Origin of the sequence: Streptomyces hokutonensis, assembly GCF_042751305.1 — a bacterium.
Taxonomy (GTDB): domain Bacteria; phylum Actinomycetota; class Actinomycetes; order Streptomycetales; family Streptomycetaceae; genus Streptomyces; species Streptomyces hokutonensis_A.
Genome location: NZ_JBHYWD010000001.1, coordinates 858,976 through 874,674 on the forward strand (window position 1 = coordinate 858,976; position 15,699 = coordinate 874,674).

Annotated in this window: 13 protein-coding genes; 7 read left to right on the forward strand and 6 right to left on the reverse strand. The window is 70.5% G+C overall.

Features of this window, described 5'->3' with window-relative positions; all coding sequences use genetic code 11:
- Window positions 1-113: 113 nt before the first annotated feature.
- Complete coding sequence (locus ACFXC1_RS03980) at window positions 114-791, reverse strand: TetR family transcriptional regulator (protein ID WP_381239434.1); 678 nt, start codon at window positions 789-791, stop codon at window positions 114-116.
- A gap of 195 nt (window positions 792-986) precedes the next feature.
- Here ACFXC1_RS03980 and ACFXC1_RS03985 point away from each other — a divergent pair, with 195 nt between their 5' ends.
- The 3 genes from ACFXC1_RS03985 to ACFXC1_RS03995 all read left to right on the forward strand — a co-directional run bounded on the left by ACFXC1_RS03985 (window position 987) and on the right by ACFXC1_RS03995 (window position 3,728).
- Complete coding sequence (locus tag ACFXC1_RS03985) at window positions 987-2,078, forward strand: substrate-binding domain-containing protein (protein ID WP_381238381.1); 1,092 nt, start codon at window positions 987-989, stop codon at window positions 2,076-2,078.
- An 84-nt stretch (window positions 2,079-2,162) separates the two neighbouring features.
- Window positions 2,163-2,999 (forward strand): ATP-grasp domain-containing protein, encoded by an 837-nt coding sequence (locus ACFXC1_RS03990; protein ID WP_381238384.1) that lies wholly within the window; start codon window positions 2,163-2,165, stop codon window positions 2,997-2,999.
- An 81-nt stretch (window positions 3,000-3,080) separates the two neighbouring features.
- Entirely contained in the window at window positions 3,081-3,728 is a 648-nt protein-coding gene (locus ACFXC1_RS03995) for a peptidoglycan-binding protein (RefSeq protein WP_381238386.1), read from the forward strand.
- A gap of 215 nt (window positions 3,729-3,943) precedes the next feature.
- Here ACFXC1_RS03995 and ACFXC1_RS04000 read toward each other — a convergent pair whose 3' ends face one another.
- The 5 genes from ACFXC1_RS04000 to ACFXC1_RS04020 form a co-directional block, all read right to left on the reverse strand.
- Window positions 3,944-4,318 (reverse strand): hypothetical protein, encoded by a 375-nt coding sequence (locus ACFXC1_RS04000; protein ID WP_381238389.1) that lies wholly within the window; start codon window positions 4,316-4,318, stop codon window positions 3,944-3,946.
- A 415-nt stretch (window positions 4,319-4,733) separates the two neighbouring features.
- Window positions 4,734-5,657, reverse strand: coding sequence for a MurR/RpiR family transcriptional regulator (locus tag ACFXC1_RS04005; RefSeq protein ID WP_381238392.1), 924 nt, complete (start codon window positions 5,655-5,657; stop codon window positions 4,734-4,736).
- A gap of 67 nt (window positions 5,658-5,724) precedes the next feature.
- Window positions 5,725-7,446 carry an ArnT family glycosyltransferase gene (locus tag ACFXC1_RS04010; RefSeq protein ID WP_381238394.1) on the reverse strand — a complete coding sequence of 574 codons (1,722 nt, stop codon included), beginning with the start codon at window positions 7,444-7,446 and terminating at the stop codon, window positions 5,725-5,727.
- A gap of 92 nt (window positions 7,447-7,538) precedes the next feature.
- Window positions 7,539-9,467: a phosphatase PAP2 family protein gene (locus tag ACFXC1_RS04015; RefSeq protein ID WP_381238397.1), complete on the reverse strand. Its 1,929-nt coding sequence runs from the start codon at window positions 9,465-9,467 to the stop codon at window positions 7,539-7,541.
- Between the two features lie 201 nt (window positions 9,468-9,668).
- Window positions 9,669-10,568, reverse strand: coding sequence for an N-acetylglucosamine kinase (locus tag ACFXC1_RS04020; RefSeq protein ID WP_381238398.1), 900 nt, complete (start codon window positions 10,566-10,568; stop codon window positions 9,669-9,671).
- A gap of 295 nt (window positions 10,569-10,863) precedes the next feature.
- Here ACFXC1_RS04020 and ACFXC1_RS04025 point away from each other — a divergent pair, with 295 nt between their 5' ends.
- The 4 genes from ACFXC1_RS04025 to ACFXC1_RS04040 all read left to right on the forward strand — a co-directional run bounded on the left by ACFXC1_RS04025 (window position 10,864) and on the right by ACFXC1_RS04040 (window position 15,541).
- The gene (locus ACFXC1_RS04025) at window positions 10,864-12,006 is read left to right on the forward strand and encodes an ROK family protein (protein ID WP_381238401.1); all 1,143 of its coding nucleotides are present in this window, start codon (window positions 10,864-10,866) and stop codon (window positions 12,004-12,006) included.
- Between the two features lie 274 nt (window positions 12,007-12,280).
- Window positions 12,281-13,603 (forward strand): extracellular solute-binding protein, encoded by a 1,323-nt coding sequence (locus ACFXC1_RS04030; protein WP_381238403.1) that lies wholly within the window; start codon window positions 12,281-12,283, stop codon window positions 13,601-13,603.
- 124 nt (window positions 13,604-13,727) lie between these two features.
- Window positions 13,728-14,642 carry a carbohydrate ABC transporter permease gene (locus tag ACFXC1_RS04035; protein WP_043662342.1) on the forward strand — a complete coding sequence of 305 codons (915 nt, stop codon included), beginning with the start codon at window positions 13,728-13,730 and terminating at the stop codon, window positions 14,640-14,642.
- A complete protein-coding gene (locus ACFXC1_RS04040) occupies window positions 14,639-15,541 on the forward strand; it encodes a carbohydrate ABC transporter permease (protein ID WP_381238405.1) in 903 nt (300 codons plus the stop codon). Before ACFXC1_RS04035 ends, ACFXC1_RS04040 begins: the two co-directional genes overlap by 4 nt.
- The last annotated feature ends 158 nt before the right edge of the window (window positions 15,542-15,699 follow it).

Consider the following 15,699-nt stretch of genomic DNA (forward strand, 5'->3'; position numbering starts at 1 on the left):
CGCGGCCGAGCCGGGCACGCCTGTGCGCGGTTCACCGTGCCACCGTGCACGACCACAGCGTATGGCACTCAGTGCCAAGCGTAAAGATACTGCGTACCCTCGTATTTTCCGGTTCAGCCGCGACCGAGCGCGGACTCTATCTCCTGGACCACGCGCCACAGCGGTGCGTCACGCCGGGAGACGACCACCACGACGTCCTCGGGCCGCTGTTGCACCTGCACGGCCACGGCTGCCGGCGGATTCCCGAAGGCGGACTGCACATACCCCAGGGCGTGGTCCACCTCGGTGGCCGCGTCGCGCTGCCCGTCCGAACGCAGCCAGGAACGCAGCGCGTTGTTGTGCGCCGCGACCACGGCGGCGGCGATCACATCGGCCTGGAGGGTGCCGTCGGGGCGCCCGGCGAACCGCCCGCGCAGATAGTCGGCGAGGGCGCGTTCGTAGCGCCACACGACCGACAGTTCGTACGCGCGGAGGCCCGGCACCTTCTTGGTGAGGCGGTAGCGCTGGACCGAGAAGGTCGGGTTCTCGTTGTACATCCGCAGCACGAGCCGGGCCGCGTCGCAGACCCGCCGCACGGGTTCGTGCTCGTCGCCGCCGGACGCGAGGAACGCCGTCATGTCGGCGAGGCAGCGCTCGTGGTCGGGGAAGACGACGTCCTCCTTCGACGGGAAGTAGCGGAAGAAGGACCGCCGTCCGACCCCGGCCAGTGCCACGATGTCGTCGATGGTGGTCTGTTCGTAGCCCCGCTCCAGGAACAGCTGGAAGGCGGCCGCGACCAGGGCGTCCCGCATGGGCGGCTTGGAGCTCATGGACGGGAACGTAGCACCAGGCCGACACGGATGGCACTCAGTGCGCAGCCAGGAGGGAACTGAGTCCCCTGAATCTCATGACGGAGCGCGACCACCGATGCGGTCGAGACGATCGAGACGGTCGATACGGTCCGCGGCATAGAGTGACGGCGACCGGCAGTGCCATCAGGGGGACCCATGCGACTCCACGTCGACCAGCGCCACGAGCGGGTGCTCGAACTCGTCCGCGAGCGCGGCAGCCTGCGGGTCGCCGAACTCGCCGCGGAACTCGGCGTCTCCGCCGTCACCCTGCGGCGCGACGTGGAGGCACTGGCCGGCCAGGGCCGGGTACGGCGACTGCACGGCGCGGTGGTGTGGCCGGGCGAGAGCGTCGTGGAGCCGCCGGTGCGGCGGGAGCCCGCCGAGGGCCCGGTGATCGGAATGATCGTGCCGACCACCGCCTCGATCTTCGCCGACATCGTGCGCGGCGCCCGCGAGGCCGTCCGGGCCCGGGGCGGCCGGCTGGTGCTCGGGGTGTCCGGATACGTCGACACGGAGGACGCCGTACAGGCCGGGCATCTGCTCGCGGGCGGCGCGCAAGGACTGCTCGTCGCGCCCAGCTGGTCCGGCGGTGTGCCCGTCGGCGGCCAGGAGCGGTGGCTCGTGGACCGGGGCGTGCCCACCGTCCTGGTCGAACGCTCCGCCCCGCCCGGCAACCCGGCCGCCGCCCTCGACCGGGTGCGCACCGACCGGGCCCACGGCGCCGCGGTCGCCGTCGGCCACTTCGCCGCCCTCGGCCACCGCAGGATCACCGCGGTCCTCCAGGAGGGCCCGCACGCCGCGCAGATCACCGCGGGCTACGAGTCGGCCGTACGCTCCCTCGGCCTCGAAACCGCCCCGGGCGCCCCCTCGGTCCGCGAACACGGCGACTACGAGGCGAGCGTGGACTTCCTGGCCGACGCGGTACGCCGACGCGGGGTCACCGCCGCCCTCGTCCACGGCGACGAGGACGCGATCGTGCTCGTACCCCGGCTCCAGGCCCTCGGCATCCGCGTCCCCGACGACCTGGCACTCATCGCCTACGACGACGAGGTCGCCCCGCTCGCCGACGTCCCGCTGACCGCCGTGGCCCCGCCGAAGCGGTCGGTGGGGGAGCTGGCCGCGAAGCTGCTGCTCGGCCGGCTCGCCGAGCGCGGGAACGGAGCACGGCCGGCTCCTCGTCAACACGTGGAACTCCTCCCCGAGTTGAGGATCCGTGCCTCCTGCGGAGGCGGGCCGCCCACCCGGTGAATCCGGCACGACCGTTTTGATCATTACGCGCGAACGCTCTCCCCACCTCAGCCAACTCGACACCTTCAGCCAAGGAGAACCGACATGCCCTCCCCGCCTCCGGCCCGCCCCCGCATCCTGTACGTCACCGACCTGGCGTACCAGGCCCGCGGGCGCCGCTACTGTGACGAGGACATCGACCTGACCTCCCGGCTGCGCGAGGACTTCGACCTGGCGCTGTGTCATCCGCTCGACGCGGCCGGACTGATGGACGCGTTCGACGCGGTCGTGGTCCGCAACAGCGGTCCCGTCCTCGGGTACCAGAAGGAGTACGACGCGTTCCGCGAGCGCGCGACCGAGGCCGGAGCCCGCGTCTACAACCAACTCTCGGGCCGGGCGGACATGGCCGGGAAGCAGTATCTCCTCGACCTCAGCGCCGCCGGATTCCCCGTCATCCCGACCGTCGACCGGATCGAGGACCTGGACCGGCTCCCGCGCTCGGACCGGTACGTGGTCAAGCCGAAGCTCGGCGCCGACTCGATCGGCCTGCAGATCGTCACGGCGGACCGCCTCCCGGCCCTCGCCGACGGGAGTGTCCTGGTCCAGCCGTGCGTCGACTTCTCGTACGAGGTGTCCTTCTACTTCGTCGACCACGACTTCCAGTACGCCCTGTACGCGCCGGACACCAAGCAGCGCTGGCGGCTCGAAACGTACGAACCCACCGCCGCCGACCTGGAGTTCGCGCAGCGGTTCGTCGACTGGAACACCATCGACCACGGCATCCAGCGCGTCGACGCCTGCCGTGCCCCCGAGGGCGGACTGCTGCTGGTCGAGCTGGAGGACCTGAACCCCTACCTCTCCCTGGAGGCCCTCGACGACACGCGCCGGGACGCGTTCGTCGCCGCGCTGAAGGCGTCCCTGCGCCGGTTCGTCGGAGCGTGACCTGAACTCCTGAGGCCGTGCGCGCGTATCTCTCCAGGGGATCGGCGGAGATCCGTGCGCGCGGAACGGAAGGAGAGCAGTGTGTCTACACCGCCCGAACCGGGGGCCTCGTCCGGCGGCCCGGTCCTGGAACCCGCACGCGTGCTGCGCCGCCGCCGCTCCGACAACCTCGCGGAGTTGATGCGGGACACCCGCCGGGACTCCTCCGTCTTCGAGTCGGTCCTGCTGCCCCGGTCGTTCTCCGGCTCGGACGACGAGACACAGGAACTGCCGCCCGTACGGGGTGACTTCCGCCCGGTACCGAGCGACAGCCCCTTCGGCCCCGGTCTCCGCCGGGCCGCCATCACCATCGGCGTCAGCGCCGCGGCCCTGGTCGGCTTCGCCTGCGCCCTGCTGCTGCCCGGCAGAGGCGAGGCCAGCACCGTGCAGCCGGTCACCACGCCCACCCCGGTGACCTCCGCGACCGCCACGAGCACTGCCGACCCCGACGGCGCCGGCACCCTCCGCGAGGGAGACAGCGGCCCCCAGGTGACCGAGCTCGAACAGCGGCTGCTGCGCATACCCAACGTCTACGAGAACGGCTCCACCAGCGGCCAGTACGACGCGACCCTCAAGGAGGCGGTCGCCCGCTTCCAGCTCTGGTACGGCATCCGCGGCGACGAGAACGGCGTCTACGGCGACGACACCCGCAAGGACCTGGAGTCCCGCACGACACTCGACGGCCAGTAGGCCTGCGGCGCGGACGGGCCGCTCAGTCGTCGTCGCGGTGTCGCCAGTACCAGAACGCGCCCACGACGAGGGCCAGCAGAAACACTCCGGGCAGTACGAGGCCCGGAATACGGGAGCCGCTCATCGGCATGGCCTTCGGTTCGCAGGGGGCGCGACGCCGTCGTCCAACGACGCCGCGCCGTCCATGGTGAACGCCCGCGCTTTCGAGGCGCCGGTCAGCGTCCCGTGCTGTGTCCGACCAGTGCCTCGGTCACCGCGCGGACGCTGCGCGCGATGTGCTGCAGTTGGAGGAGCTCGGCGGCGTACAGCTTGATGGTGTGCTCGATGACCGACTCCGGCAGGCCGAGGCCGGGCAGGTCGGCGCGTGCGGTCTGCAGGGCGGTGCGGGCCACGCGGATCTCGTGCTGGACCTGGATCTGGGCGTGGCGGGCGAGCAGCACGGGGTGTCGGATGAACGCGGGGTAGCCGGCGTAGCGGGCCGGCACCAGCTCGCGCAGCCACTTGGCGGCCGAGCGCTCCCAGTCGTAGCTGCCGGGTGTCTTGACCTGGCAGGGCCAGTCCTGGCTGATGCGGGTGGTGGTGAGTTGCATGTCTTCGCTTCCCGGGGTGCGGCGTCGCGGGGGGTGGTTCGACGGTGTGGGGCGGCCCCGGTCTAGGGGATGACCGGGGCCGCCCTGGGCGCTCGCGCAGGCGATGCCCGACCGAACACCCCTGGCGCCGACGCGGGTAGGAGACGGCGGCTGGGGGTGTCCGTGCAGGAGCCCCGGAGGGACGGGTGTCGCCGGCGCGGCAGGTGGAGCGGCGTGCGCATGGGCGGACCGGTGCTTTCTCGGGGCGGGTGCGAGCGCTGGGCTCACGGGTGCGGAACGGGTCAGGAGTGGGCCGGACGCGATCCGTGAGCAGTATTTATATATGCCGTCCGCTTTGCAAGACGTATGAAAACATTCATGCGTGAAATAAGTAGAACTGTCCCCATTTGAAATGATCTAAGGGGGGAGTGGCGGGTCAGTCCCGCATGAAGAACTGGTGCTGCTCGGCGATCTGCTCGTAGTCCTCCAGGCGGGCCTGGGTGCGCTCGGGATCGGCGTCCGTCATGGCCTGGAGCAGCGCCGAGGCCATCACGCCGGGTGCCGCGTACGAGTCGAAGACCAGGCGGGAGCCGGTGCCGGTGGCGAAGGTGACGTCGGCCTCGTCGGCCAGCGCGCCGAGCGCCAGATCGGTCACGAGGGCCACCTTGAGCCCGGCGCTGCGCGCCACCCGGATCGCGGTCAGCGTCTCGTGCGCGTGCCGCGGCATGTCGAAGGCCAGCAGCCAGGTGCCGCCCGCCTCCCGGGACTGCAGGATCGCGTCGTAGGCGACGCTGCCGCCCCGGGTCACCAGCCGTACGTCGGGGTGGATACGGCGTGCGGCGTACGCGAAGTACTCGGCCAGCGAGACGGAGATGCGCAGGCCGAGGACGGTCAGCGGGGTGGACGCCGACAGTTCGCGGCCGACGTCGATCAGCCGGTCGGGGTCGGCGAAGTCCCGGCGCAGGTTCTCCAGGTTCTCGATCTCGGCGTCGACCGCGGCCTGGAGTTCGTTGCTGCGGTTGACCTCGGCCGCCGCCGGGCCGCCCGCGAGGGTGCTCAGGGCGATCGCCTGGAGCCGTTCCCGTAGCGCCGGGTAACCGCTGAAGCCGACCGCCGCGGCGAACCGGGTCACCGAGGGCTGGCTGACGCCGACGCGTTCCGCGAGGTCGGTGATGGACAGGAACGCGGCCTCGGTGATGTGCTCGATCAGGTACTGGGCGATGCGCCGCTGACCCGGTGACAGCCGTGGCCCGTCGAAGAGTTCGCGGAGCTGGGAAGTCGGCGCCGCCCCGACTTCCGGGTCGGTCTTTCCCGAGGTGATCGCGGATGCCTGGGCGCGTGCCTGCTGCGGCGATGGCACGGATCCGCCTCCTTTGTCTCCCACGGTCACTCAACATAGCTCACAGAGCGTTGTGACCAGCGGGCGATCAGCGCCGGTAAATGGTGATCGAATGACCGACCTGATCGATCGGGCGACTGCTGTCGATCAACTCGGCCAGTTTCCCCTGAGCTTTGTCGATCGAGGTGTCCGAAACGACCAGCAGACCGTGCACCTCGCGCACGCCCACCTTGCGCGGATCGGACGACTGGATGCCGTAGTACGACGGCACCCCGCTGCCCTTGTAGACCAGCCAGATCCGCTCGCCCTGGTAGCGCTCATGGAGCCGGTCGGCGAGCCGGCCGAGGTCCTGGCCCCAGTCCACGTTGGAGTCGTGCAGCCGCAGATAGGTCTTCGCCGGTCCGCCGAACGCCTCGTTGGAGTACGGCAGATAGTAGGGGAACGTCCGCAGCGAACTGACCGCGACGAACGCCACCAGCACCGCCGTGGACAACGCGGCCCACCGCCACCGCAGCAACGGCACACAGGCCGCCGCGACCGCCAGGAACATCGGCACGAAGATCGCGTACCGCGTACCGAAGTCCCGCGAGCCGTCCATAGCAGCGGCCAGCAGTACGGCCGTAGGGACGAGCAGATAGGGCGCCGCCGGCCGCAGCCGCCGTACCGCCACGACCGTGACGGCACCCGCCGCCCACAGGGCGAGCATGCCGAGCGGGGTCTTCACCAGGAGCGCGGCGGGCAGGTAGTACCAGTGGGACCCGGTGTAGAGGTGCCCGAACAGGAAGCCCTGCCACGGGTAGTCCTCCAGGCCGAACTGGATGCGCATCCCGTCGAGGAACGCCCGCGGGAACGGCAGCAGCTCGACCACCCGCCCCCGCAGCCCGTGCACGGCGGGCACCGCTTCCGTGGACGCGAACCGCAGATGCGGGTCGACCACGAGGTACGACGCCCAGACGACGGCGACCGTCACCACCGCGACGACCACCGCGCCCGCAGCGCCGAGGAGCAGCGTCCGCCGCCGGGCGTCACGGTCGGCCGGACAGCGGCCGGACCACACCGACGCCACTGCAAGGAGCATCAGCACGGGTACGGCGGGCAGGGCACTCATCTTGGTCGCCACGGCCGCACCGAGCGCGGCGCCCGCGAGCGGGACGTACAGCCGGGGCCGCCGCCGGGCCCGCCACAGCAGCCACACCGACGTCAGCAGGAAGCCGGCCTCCGGCACGTCGAGGGTGGCGAGCGAGCCGTGTGCGATCACGTCGGGGGAGAACACGTAGAGGGCGAGTGCCGCCAACCCCCGTGCCGCGCCCACGAGTTCACGGGCGAAGGCGAACACGACCAGCCCGAACAGCAGCGTCAGCACGATCACCGGCAGCCGGGCCCAGAACATCAGCCGCCAGGGGTCGTTCCCCGACTCGTACAGCAGATGGCGGCCCAACTCGCCCTGGTCGCCCTTGTAGGAGGCGTCGAAGTGCGGGTCGGCGAGGGCGATCCCGGCGGCGATCACCAGCTTCCCGAGGGGCGGGTGCTCGGGGTTGTAGTCGAGGCTGTGCTCGCGCAGATAGACGGTGGCGGTGGCCACGTACACCGGCTCGTCGATGGTCGGTGTCTGCTGGACGGCGGTCGTGACCATCACGGCGGCCATCTGCGCGAGGAGCAGCGCCACCATCAGCGGCAGCAGCCACCGCCGGTGGCGCCGCAGCCCGGTGCGGAGGCGGGCCGGCCGGCTCTCCGTCGCGCGCGGCAGCGGAGGACCGCCGTCGTCGAGCGTGCCGGGGTCGAGGACCGAGTGCTGTTCGCGCGCCATCATCCGCCCTGCGGTGAGGACGGCCGCTCGGTGGCGGGAGCGATGCGGGGCCGGGTCATGGCCCTACTGTCGCATCGCTCCCGCCACCAGGGGCGTCACCGCTTCAGGAGTCGTACCGACAGACCTTCCGCCGTATACACGGGTACGGCCCGCAGCTTGTCCGAGTTCAGCGTGATGCTGTCGAACTGGCCGCGCAGCGCCGAGGCGCCCAGGACACGCACCGTGGAACCGGCGGCCGGCGGGTGCTCGGCGTCGAGCCGCAGGGACAGCGCGCTGCCCTTGCCGAGCGTCGCGCGCCGGGTGACCTCGACGGCGGGCTGGTGGCCCGAGCGCAGCGTGACCTCCAGCGTGGCGGACTGCTGCGCGTAGGTCCCGTGGATCTGCACGGACTCGGAGACCCGCAGCGAACCGCCGAGCACGCTCACGTCGCCGTGGCCGAGCGCGTGCGCCGAACCGGCCACCAGCGCACCGGACTTGAGGACGGTCCCGCCGGTGTACGCGTTGTGCCCGGTCAGTGTGAGCGTCCCGGTGCCCTGCTTGGTCAGGCCGCCGCAGCCGTCGATGTCGTTGCGCCAGGCGTCGGCCGCGCCGAAGCCCCCGGCCGCCGCGTCGAGCGCGACGACGACATCGGATTCGAAGGAGCCGTAACCGTCCGCCGCCGCGAAGAGGTTGAGGCGCCCCCACTGCTCGAAGCCGTCGAGCAGGACGTAACCGGAGGGCAGCGCGGTGGTGCGCAGTACCTCGCGCCGCTGGGCCGCGTCGAGGTACGGCAGCCGGGTCTCCAGCAGGACCTCCGCGCCCTTGGGCACGGTCAGTGCCGTGTCACGGCCGCTGCGGGTCAGGACGTAGGTGAACTTGGGCTCCACCAGACGGGAGTTGGCGGTCCGGTCCGCGTACGGGTCGGTCGCGGTGGTCGCCGAGTGCGCGTAGGCGTACAGGGTGTCCGCGGTCGTGCCGGTCTGCGCCTCGAAGTAGGCGAGGGCCTGGGCGCGGGCCGCTGCCTTGAGTTCGGCGTTGGCCGGGTCGGCGAGGGTGGCGGCGGCCAGCGCGGTGGCCATGATGCGACCGCCGATGACGTCGACCGTGGAGTGCATGCCGGCCATGATCCGGGTGTGGCTCAACTCCAGGGTGCGGGTGACCAGTTCCTGGAAGCGTTCCGGTACGGCGTAGGCGTAGGCGAGGCCCGCCAGGTGGAAGGCGTTGGTGTGGCCGCTGGGGAAACCGGCGTCGTCGGTCGGTGACGTGCTGCGCTGGCGCAGGAGTTGGGGCGCGACGATCACCTTGGAGTCGTAGACCGGGTAGCCGAGCGCGTCGACCGTGCCGGTGTCGACGACCTCGCTCTTCTCGTTCATGCGCCACGGGCGCGGGTACTGGTAGGCGTACTTGCCCGGGTTGCCCGACGCGTAGTTGCCGCGCAGGGTGTCGACGAGTTCGGCGACCTTGCCGAGCGCGGAGTCGTGCGAGCCGGCGCCGAGCGCGGAACCGGCGGGGGCGCCGGCCGGGACGGCGTCGCTGATCGTGGTGGCCGGGGTGGAGTCCGGGGCGCTGGTGATCGAAGTGACCGCCAGGGCGCCCGACTTGTAGAGGTCGGCCAGCGGACCCAGGCCCGCGATCATCGCGTAGCTCTGGTGCTGCCGGTCGTAGAGGAACGCCTCCTTGGCCTGCGCCTGGGTGCGGCGGGCGGTCAGGTCGATGGAGTACCGCATGTTGGCGCGCAGGATCTCGGGCCGCAGCGGGGTGCCGGTGTTCCAGGCGGCACCCGTCTTCCATATCCGGGCCATGCCGCCGAGGATCCGGACCACGGCGTTGGTCTCGGGGGTGAGGTTCGTGATGACGTTCGTCTTGTAGTCGTCCACGAACGCGAGCGGAGCCGTGGCGGCCTTGGCGTCCGCCGCTGCCAGCCAGCCGACCAGCGTCGGCGCGGCGACCACACCGGCCGAGGCGCCGAGCGAGGTCTTGAGGAATCCACGTCTGTTCACGGCGAGACGACCGGCGTCCGTGCGGTGCCCGGCGGGTGACGGCATGGGTGTGTGCCTCTCTTGAGTTCTACGGCCCGTGGGGCCGGTGGGGTCGTGCGATCTGCTGTGGTTCGGGGTGCGCGTGTGACGTATGAAAGCGCATACGTCTACTGACGCGTATGTGCGAAGGCTTACGGCGAGCCGTGTCCCTGCGGAGGGGGTTCGGCGTCCGTCACATGACCCCCGGGTGAACGGGAGTTGCGCGGTTCACAGGATCGAACGGGCCAGCGCCACCGCGCCCTCGACGGGCGGTACCCGGATGGGCTGCGGCCGCGCCCCCGGTACCCGCTCGGAGAGTGCCGTGGTGAAGGCGTCGTACAGGCGGGGCTGGGCGAGGACGGTGCCGCCCGCGACCACCACGTCGTCGACGGGGACGCCGCGTTCGGCGAGCCGTACGACGAGTTCGGCGAGCGACCGACCCGCCTCCGCTATCACCTCGCGCGCGAGGAGCGAGCCGGTGTCGGCGGCGGTGAAGACCGCGCGGGCGTGGCGGCCCCAGTCGGCGGAGACGTCGGAAGCGCTTTCCAACGCGGCGCCGAGCGCGGGCACTTCGGCCACGGCGAACGCCTCGACGAGTCCCAGGGCGAGGGGGTCCGGGGCCTCGCCCCGGTCGTGCGCGGCCCACGCGGCGCGGGCCGCCTCGCGGACGAGACCGGCGGCTCCGCCCTCGTCGCCGAGTACGGCGCCCCAGCCGCCCACTTGGAGCCGGCTGCCGTCGGTGAGCAGGCCCACCGCGACGGAACCGGTGCCGGCCACCAGGCCGACGCCCTTGTCCAACCCGGCCGCGGGGACGAGCAGTTCGGCGTCCCCCACGACGAGCGCGGGAATCCCGAGACGCTTCTCCAGCGCGTCCCGGATCTCGGCGCACTGGCGGGGCGTCTCGCACGCGTGCCCGCCCACGGCGACCGCGGACGGGCGCGCGTGTGCGGGCAGGGCGTCATGGACGAGTGCGGTGAGCCAGTCGGCGGCAGTCGCGATGTCGTGCGGCCGCCAGCCGCTGCTGGCGCGGATGTGGTCGGCGACGACATCCGGGCCCGCGCAGGCGCGCAGATGTGTCTTGGTGCCACCCACGTCGATGCCGACCACGAGGGGCGTGGAGTCCTGCACGGAACCTCTTTCGTCGTTGCGCTGTGCTGCGACGGTGGGCGAACCGTGTCCGGGGGGACGGAAGTTGAAGCGCTAGGGAAGCCCCGGGACGGGCTTCTGACGGACCACGGCAGGCGAGTACCGTGACGTTCGTTAGGAAGTTAACTAACGAAGTACAGTGCGTCAAGAGGCATCGCGTATCAGGCAACGGGAACCACAGTCCGGGCCCGCGTGACGCCAGGACATCCCATCGCCGCGGCCCATGGAAATCCTCCGGGCGCGCGGCCTGTGAACTGGGGGAAGTGTGGAACACGTCGTGGCGCCGGCGGCTCGGCTCACCGAGAGCGCGAGCGCGGTGTTCGAGGTGCTGGCCAGAGCCGGCAGCGCGACCCGCCCGCAGCTCGCGAGCCTGGCCGGCCTGTCCAAGCCGACGGTGTCCTCCGCCGTCGTGGAACTGGAGAGCGTCAACCTCGCCGCCCACTCCGGCACCGCCTCCGGCGGCACCGGCCGCAACGCTGCCGTCTACCGGCTCGGCCCGGCCGCCGGCGCCGTACTCGCCGTCGACCTCGGCCCCGCCCTCACCCGGGTGCGCGGCTGCGCCCTCGACGGCACCCTGCTGGCCGAGGCCACCGAGTCCCGCGAGGACGCCGCCGACGCCGTGCGCGAGGCCCTCGACGCGCTGCCCGCCGGCACCCCGCTGCGCACGGTCGTCGTCGCCGTCGGTGACGTCGCCGCGCGGAACCGGGCCGGCGCCGGGATGCGCCCCGCGACCGCCAAGGCGGGCCCGGTGTTCGACGCCATGACGGTCGCCCTGCCGCCCGGTGTGCCCGTCCACCTGGAGAACAACGTCAACTGCGCCGCGCTCGCCGAACTGCACGAGGGCGCCGCGCGGGGCCGCGACACCTTCGGCTATCTGCGGATCGGCGTCGGTATCGGTCTCGGCATCGTCGTCGGCGGCCATGTGCTGCGCGGCGCGAACGGCGCGGCCGGTGAGCTGGCCCGGCTGCCCTACCCCTGGGACGACGCCGTGGAGCCCCGCAGAGAGGCCCTGGAGGAGTACGTCGGCGCCCGCTCGCTGCTGCGCCGGGCCGCGGCGGCCTGGCAGGCCGACAAGAACGCGGACGGGCCCTGCCCCGACACCGCCGACCAACTGTTCGCGCTGGCCGCGCGGGGACAGCGCACGGCGTCCGAACTGATCGGCCGGCACGCCGCCGACGTGGGCAGACTCGCCGCCGCCGTCGCCGCCGTACTGGACCCCGGACTGATCGTCCTCGGCGGCAGCACGGGCACGGACCCGCAGCTGCTGCCCGGGGTGCGGGCCGAGCTGGGGCGACTGAGCTGGCCCACCGAGGTGGTGAGCAGCACGGTCGGTGATCTCGGCACCGTGGTGGGGGCCGCGCGGCTCGCGGTCGCCAGAGGAGTCCAAACCGTGACCGATGCCGCGGGGGTGAAGGATTGACGGCCTCGGACTCGGTCTGCCAATGTCCGGACAAGCGCTTTCTAAGTCGGCCGGGACGTCGACTCGGAGTGAGCCTCCCGCCCGTACGAGACGTACGGCAACCGCACCAGGGTGTGCTTGTGCGGCAGCGGCCGAGAGGGCCGGGGATGCCACCCATCAGAACGGCGGGGCCGGGCGAGGCCACGCCCCCGGAAAGCGAACCTTTCTGCAGAATGCACCTGTGCCGCCTCGGATGGCGCCGTGCTTCCTCCGCTACGAAGAAAAGGGATCGAAGATGACCAGAGTGAGTGCGCGGCGCTCCAGCCGACTCGTCCACGGCGGCGTGCGCCGCATGGTTCCTCTCGCTGCCGCGGCCACGGCAGGAGCCCTGCTCCTCTCCGCCTGCGGGTCGGGCTCCAGCTCCGGCGGCACCTCCAAGTCGCTGACCTTCTGGATCTCCACGGTCCCGGGCCAGGACGCGGGCTGGAAGAAGCTGGTGGCGCAGTACAAGAAGGAAGAGGGCGTCAGCGTCAAGCTCGTCAACATCCCCTACGACGGGTACCCGACGAAGCTGCACAACGCCGCGCAGGCGAACTCGCTGCCGGATGTCGCCGACGTGCCCGCCCTCGACCCGATCTGGTCGAGCAAGCTGATCGACCTCAGCTCGATCACCGGCAACAAGGCCAACAACATCAACTCCAACTTCCTCGCCAAGGACTCGTCCGGCAAGGTGCTGGCCATCCCCTCGGACGTCACCGCGTCCGGCCTCTTCATCAACAAGTCGCTGTTCGAGAAGGCCGGCGTCGCCGTCCCGTCCTCGCCCACGAACACCTGGACCTGGACCGAGTTCATCGCGGCGGCCAACAAGGTCCGCGAGAAGACCGGCGCCAAGTACTCCCTGACCTTCGACCAGTCGCCGTCCCGGCTGCGCGCCATGGTGTACGAGATGGGCGGCAAGTACGTCCACGCGGACTCCTCCGGCAAGTTCTCGGTGGACGACGCGACCAAGAAGGCCGTGAAGTACTTCGTCGGTCTGAACGACGACAAGACCATGCCGAAGTCGGTGTGGACGAGCGGCGCCGACCCGTCCGCCATGTTCCAGAGCGGTGACGTCGTCGCCTACTGGTCCGGTGTCTGGCAGGTCGCCTCCTTCGCGGACAGCATCAAGAAGTTCGACTGGGCGAGTGTCCCGACCCCGGCCCAGCCGGTGCAGGCCAGTGACGTCAACAGCGGCGGCATGATGGTGGGCTTCAATAACAACGGCGCCGCGTCCGCCGCGGCCAAGAAGTTCCTGTCCTGGGTGTACGAGCCCAAGCAGTACACCGAGCTGGTCGAGACCTCCGGCTTCCTCCCGGTCGAGAGCGGACTGAGCCCGAAGTACCCCTTCAAGTCGGCTGCGGCGCAGGCGGCGTTCAAGCTCTACAACGAGGAGATCCCGCTGTACGCGCCGATCTCGGGCTACTTCAACAACGCGCAGACGAACTGGGTGCTGAAGGGCAAGAGCCTCGCCACCGACCCGACCAAGACGGAGCTCGGCAAGGCGATCAACGGCCAGCAGTCGGTCGACAAGGCCCTGCAGAACATCGTGGACGGCTACAACACGGCGGTCGGCGGCTGATCGCAGGCCCAGGGGCCCGGGCGGCGGGATCGAGACACCGCCGCCCGGCCCTGGCCGCCCACGTGATGCCGGGCTCACGGTGTGGGCCCACAGCAATCCATCCACCAGCACGGAAGTCAGGAAGATGACAAAAAGCGCCGCGGACGTGTCCGTGAGGCCGCCCAGGAAACGACGCAGCACCTACACCCTCGCGCCGCTCGTCCTCATCGCGGCCAACGTCGTGCTCTTCGCGCTGTTCTTCGTGTGGCCGGCGGTGATCGGGCTCGTCTACTCCTTCACGAACTACACCGGTGTGGGGGCCTTCCAGTTCATCGGACTGGACAACTACCACAACCTGTTCGGCGACTCCACCTTCTACGACGCGCTGACCCGGACGCTGCTGTACGCCGTCCTCTTCGTGCCGCTGAACTTCGCGCTCTCACTGCTCGCCGCCAACCTGGTGGTGAGCAAGAACGCTAAGGGCGCGTCCGTCGCCCGGGTCATCTTCTTCATCCCGTGGCTGCTGTCGCCCATCGTCGTGGGCGTCCTGTGGCGGTGGCTGTTCGGCGAGAACTTCGGTCTGGTCAACTACGTCATCGAGAAGTTCGGCGGTTCGGCCGTTCCGTGGCAGTCGAACGCGGACCTCTCGCTGATCGTGGTGGTGTTCGCGGCGTCCTGGGCCTGGACGGGCTTCTCGATGCTGCTGTTCATCGCCGCGATCAAGAACGTGCCGGTGTCCTACTACGAGGCCGCCTCGCTCGACGGAGCCGGTCCCTGGCGCCAGTTCATCAGCATCACGCTGCCGAGCATCGCGCCCACCTCGTTCATCGTGATCCTGCTCAACACGATCAACGCGATGAAGGAGTACCCGGTGTTCGTCTCCCTCAACAACGGCGGACCCGGGACCTCGAACAACCTGCTGGTCCAGTACATCTATCAGACCGGCTTCCAACGGGGCCAGATCGGCTACGCGAGCGCCGCGTCGTTCGTGCTCATGCTCATCCTGATGGCCGTCGCGATCATCCAGCTGATCGTCAACCGGCGGGTGGAGAACCGATGACAACCACAGACATGCCGCGCAAGGTCGACGCCGGTTCCGGACGAGCCGTTTCCAAGAAGCGACCCCGCGGTGCGAACAGTGGTGGTCTCCGACGGGCCGTACCCGCGACGACACTGCTGTGGATCCTGGCCTGCCTCTACGGGCTGCCGGTGCTGTGGTTCATCCTCAGCTCCCTGAAGCCGGCCAGCGACCTGTTCTCGTATCCGCTGACCTTCATTCCGCACAACCCCACCTTCTCGGGTTACTCCGCGGCGTGGCGCAGCGCCAACTTCTCGCAGTACTTCATCAACACGGCCATCGTGTGCGTCATCACGACGATCCTCACGGTGGGCGTCAGCTGCTGCACCGGTTACGCGCTGGCGAAGTACGACAACAAATGGCTCAAGGCGTTCTTCATCTGCATCCTGGCCACCACGATGCTGCCCGGCGAGGTCATGCTCGCCCCCGAGTTCCTGGTCGTCCGCAACCTCGGCCTCTACAACTCGTTCGCCGGCATCATCCTCCCGGCCGTGCTCACCGCGACCGGCTGCTTCATGTTCCGCCAGTTCTTCATCACGGTCCCCGACGAACTGGTGGAAGCCGCCCGCATCGACGGCGCCCGCGAACTGTCGATCTTCCTGCGGATCATGGTGCCGATCTCCCGGCCCATCATGCTGACCCTCGCCATCCTGTCCTTCCAGTGGCGGTGGAACGACTACATCTGGCCGCTGCTGATGCTGAACGACCCGAACAAGTTCACCGTGCAGATCGGCATCCAGAGCATCGTCGGCGCGCAGAACATCAACTGGTCGGTCCTGCTGGGCGCTTCGGTCATCTCGATGATCCCGCTGATCGTCATCTTCCTGGTCTTCCAGCGCTACGTCATGGGCGCCGACATCAACGCCGGCCTGAAGGACTGACCTTGTCCACCCCGCTCGACCACGAGTTCGTCCGCGCGGTGGCCGCTGCCGCCGACCGGGGGGGGGGGGCCCCCCCGCGCCCCCCCCCCCCCGCCCCCCCGCGGGGGGGGCCCCCGCCCCCCGCGCCCCCCCGGCGGCTAGGGGGCGGGCGGCCCCCC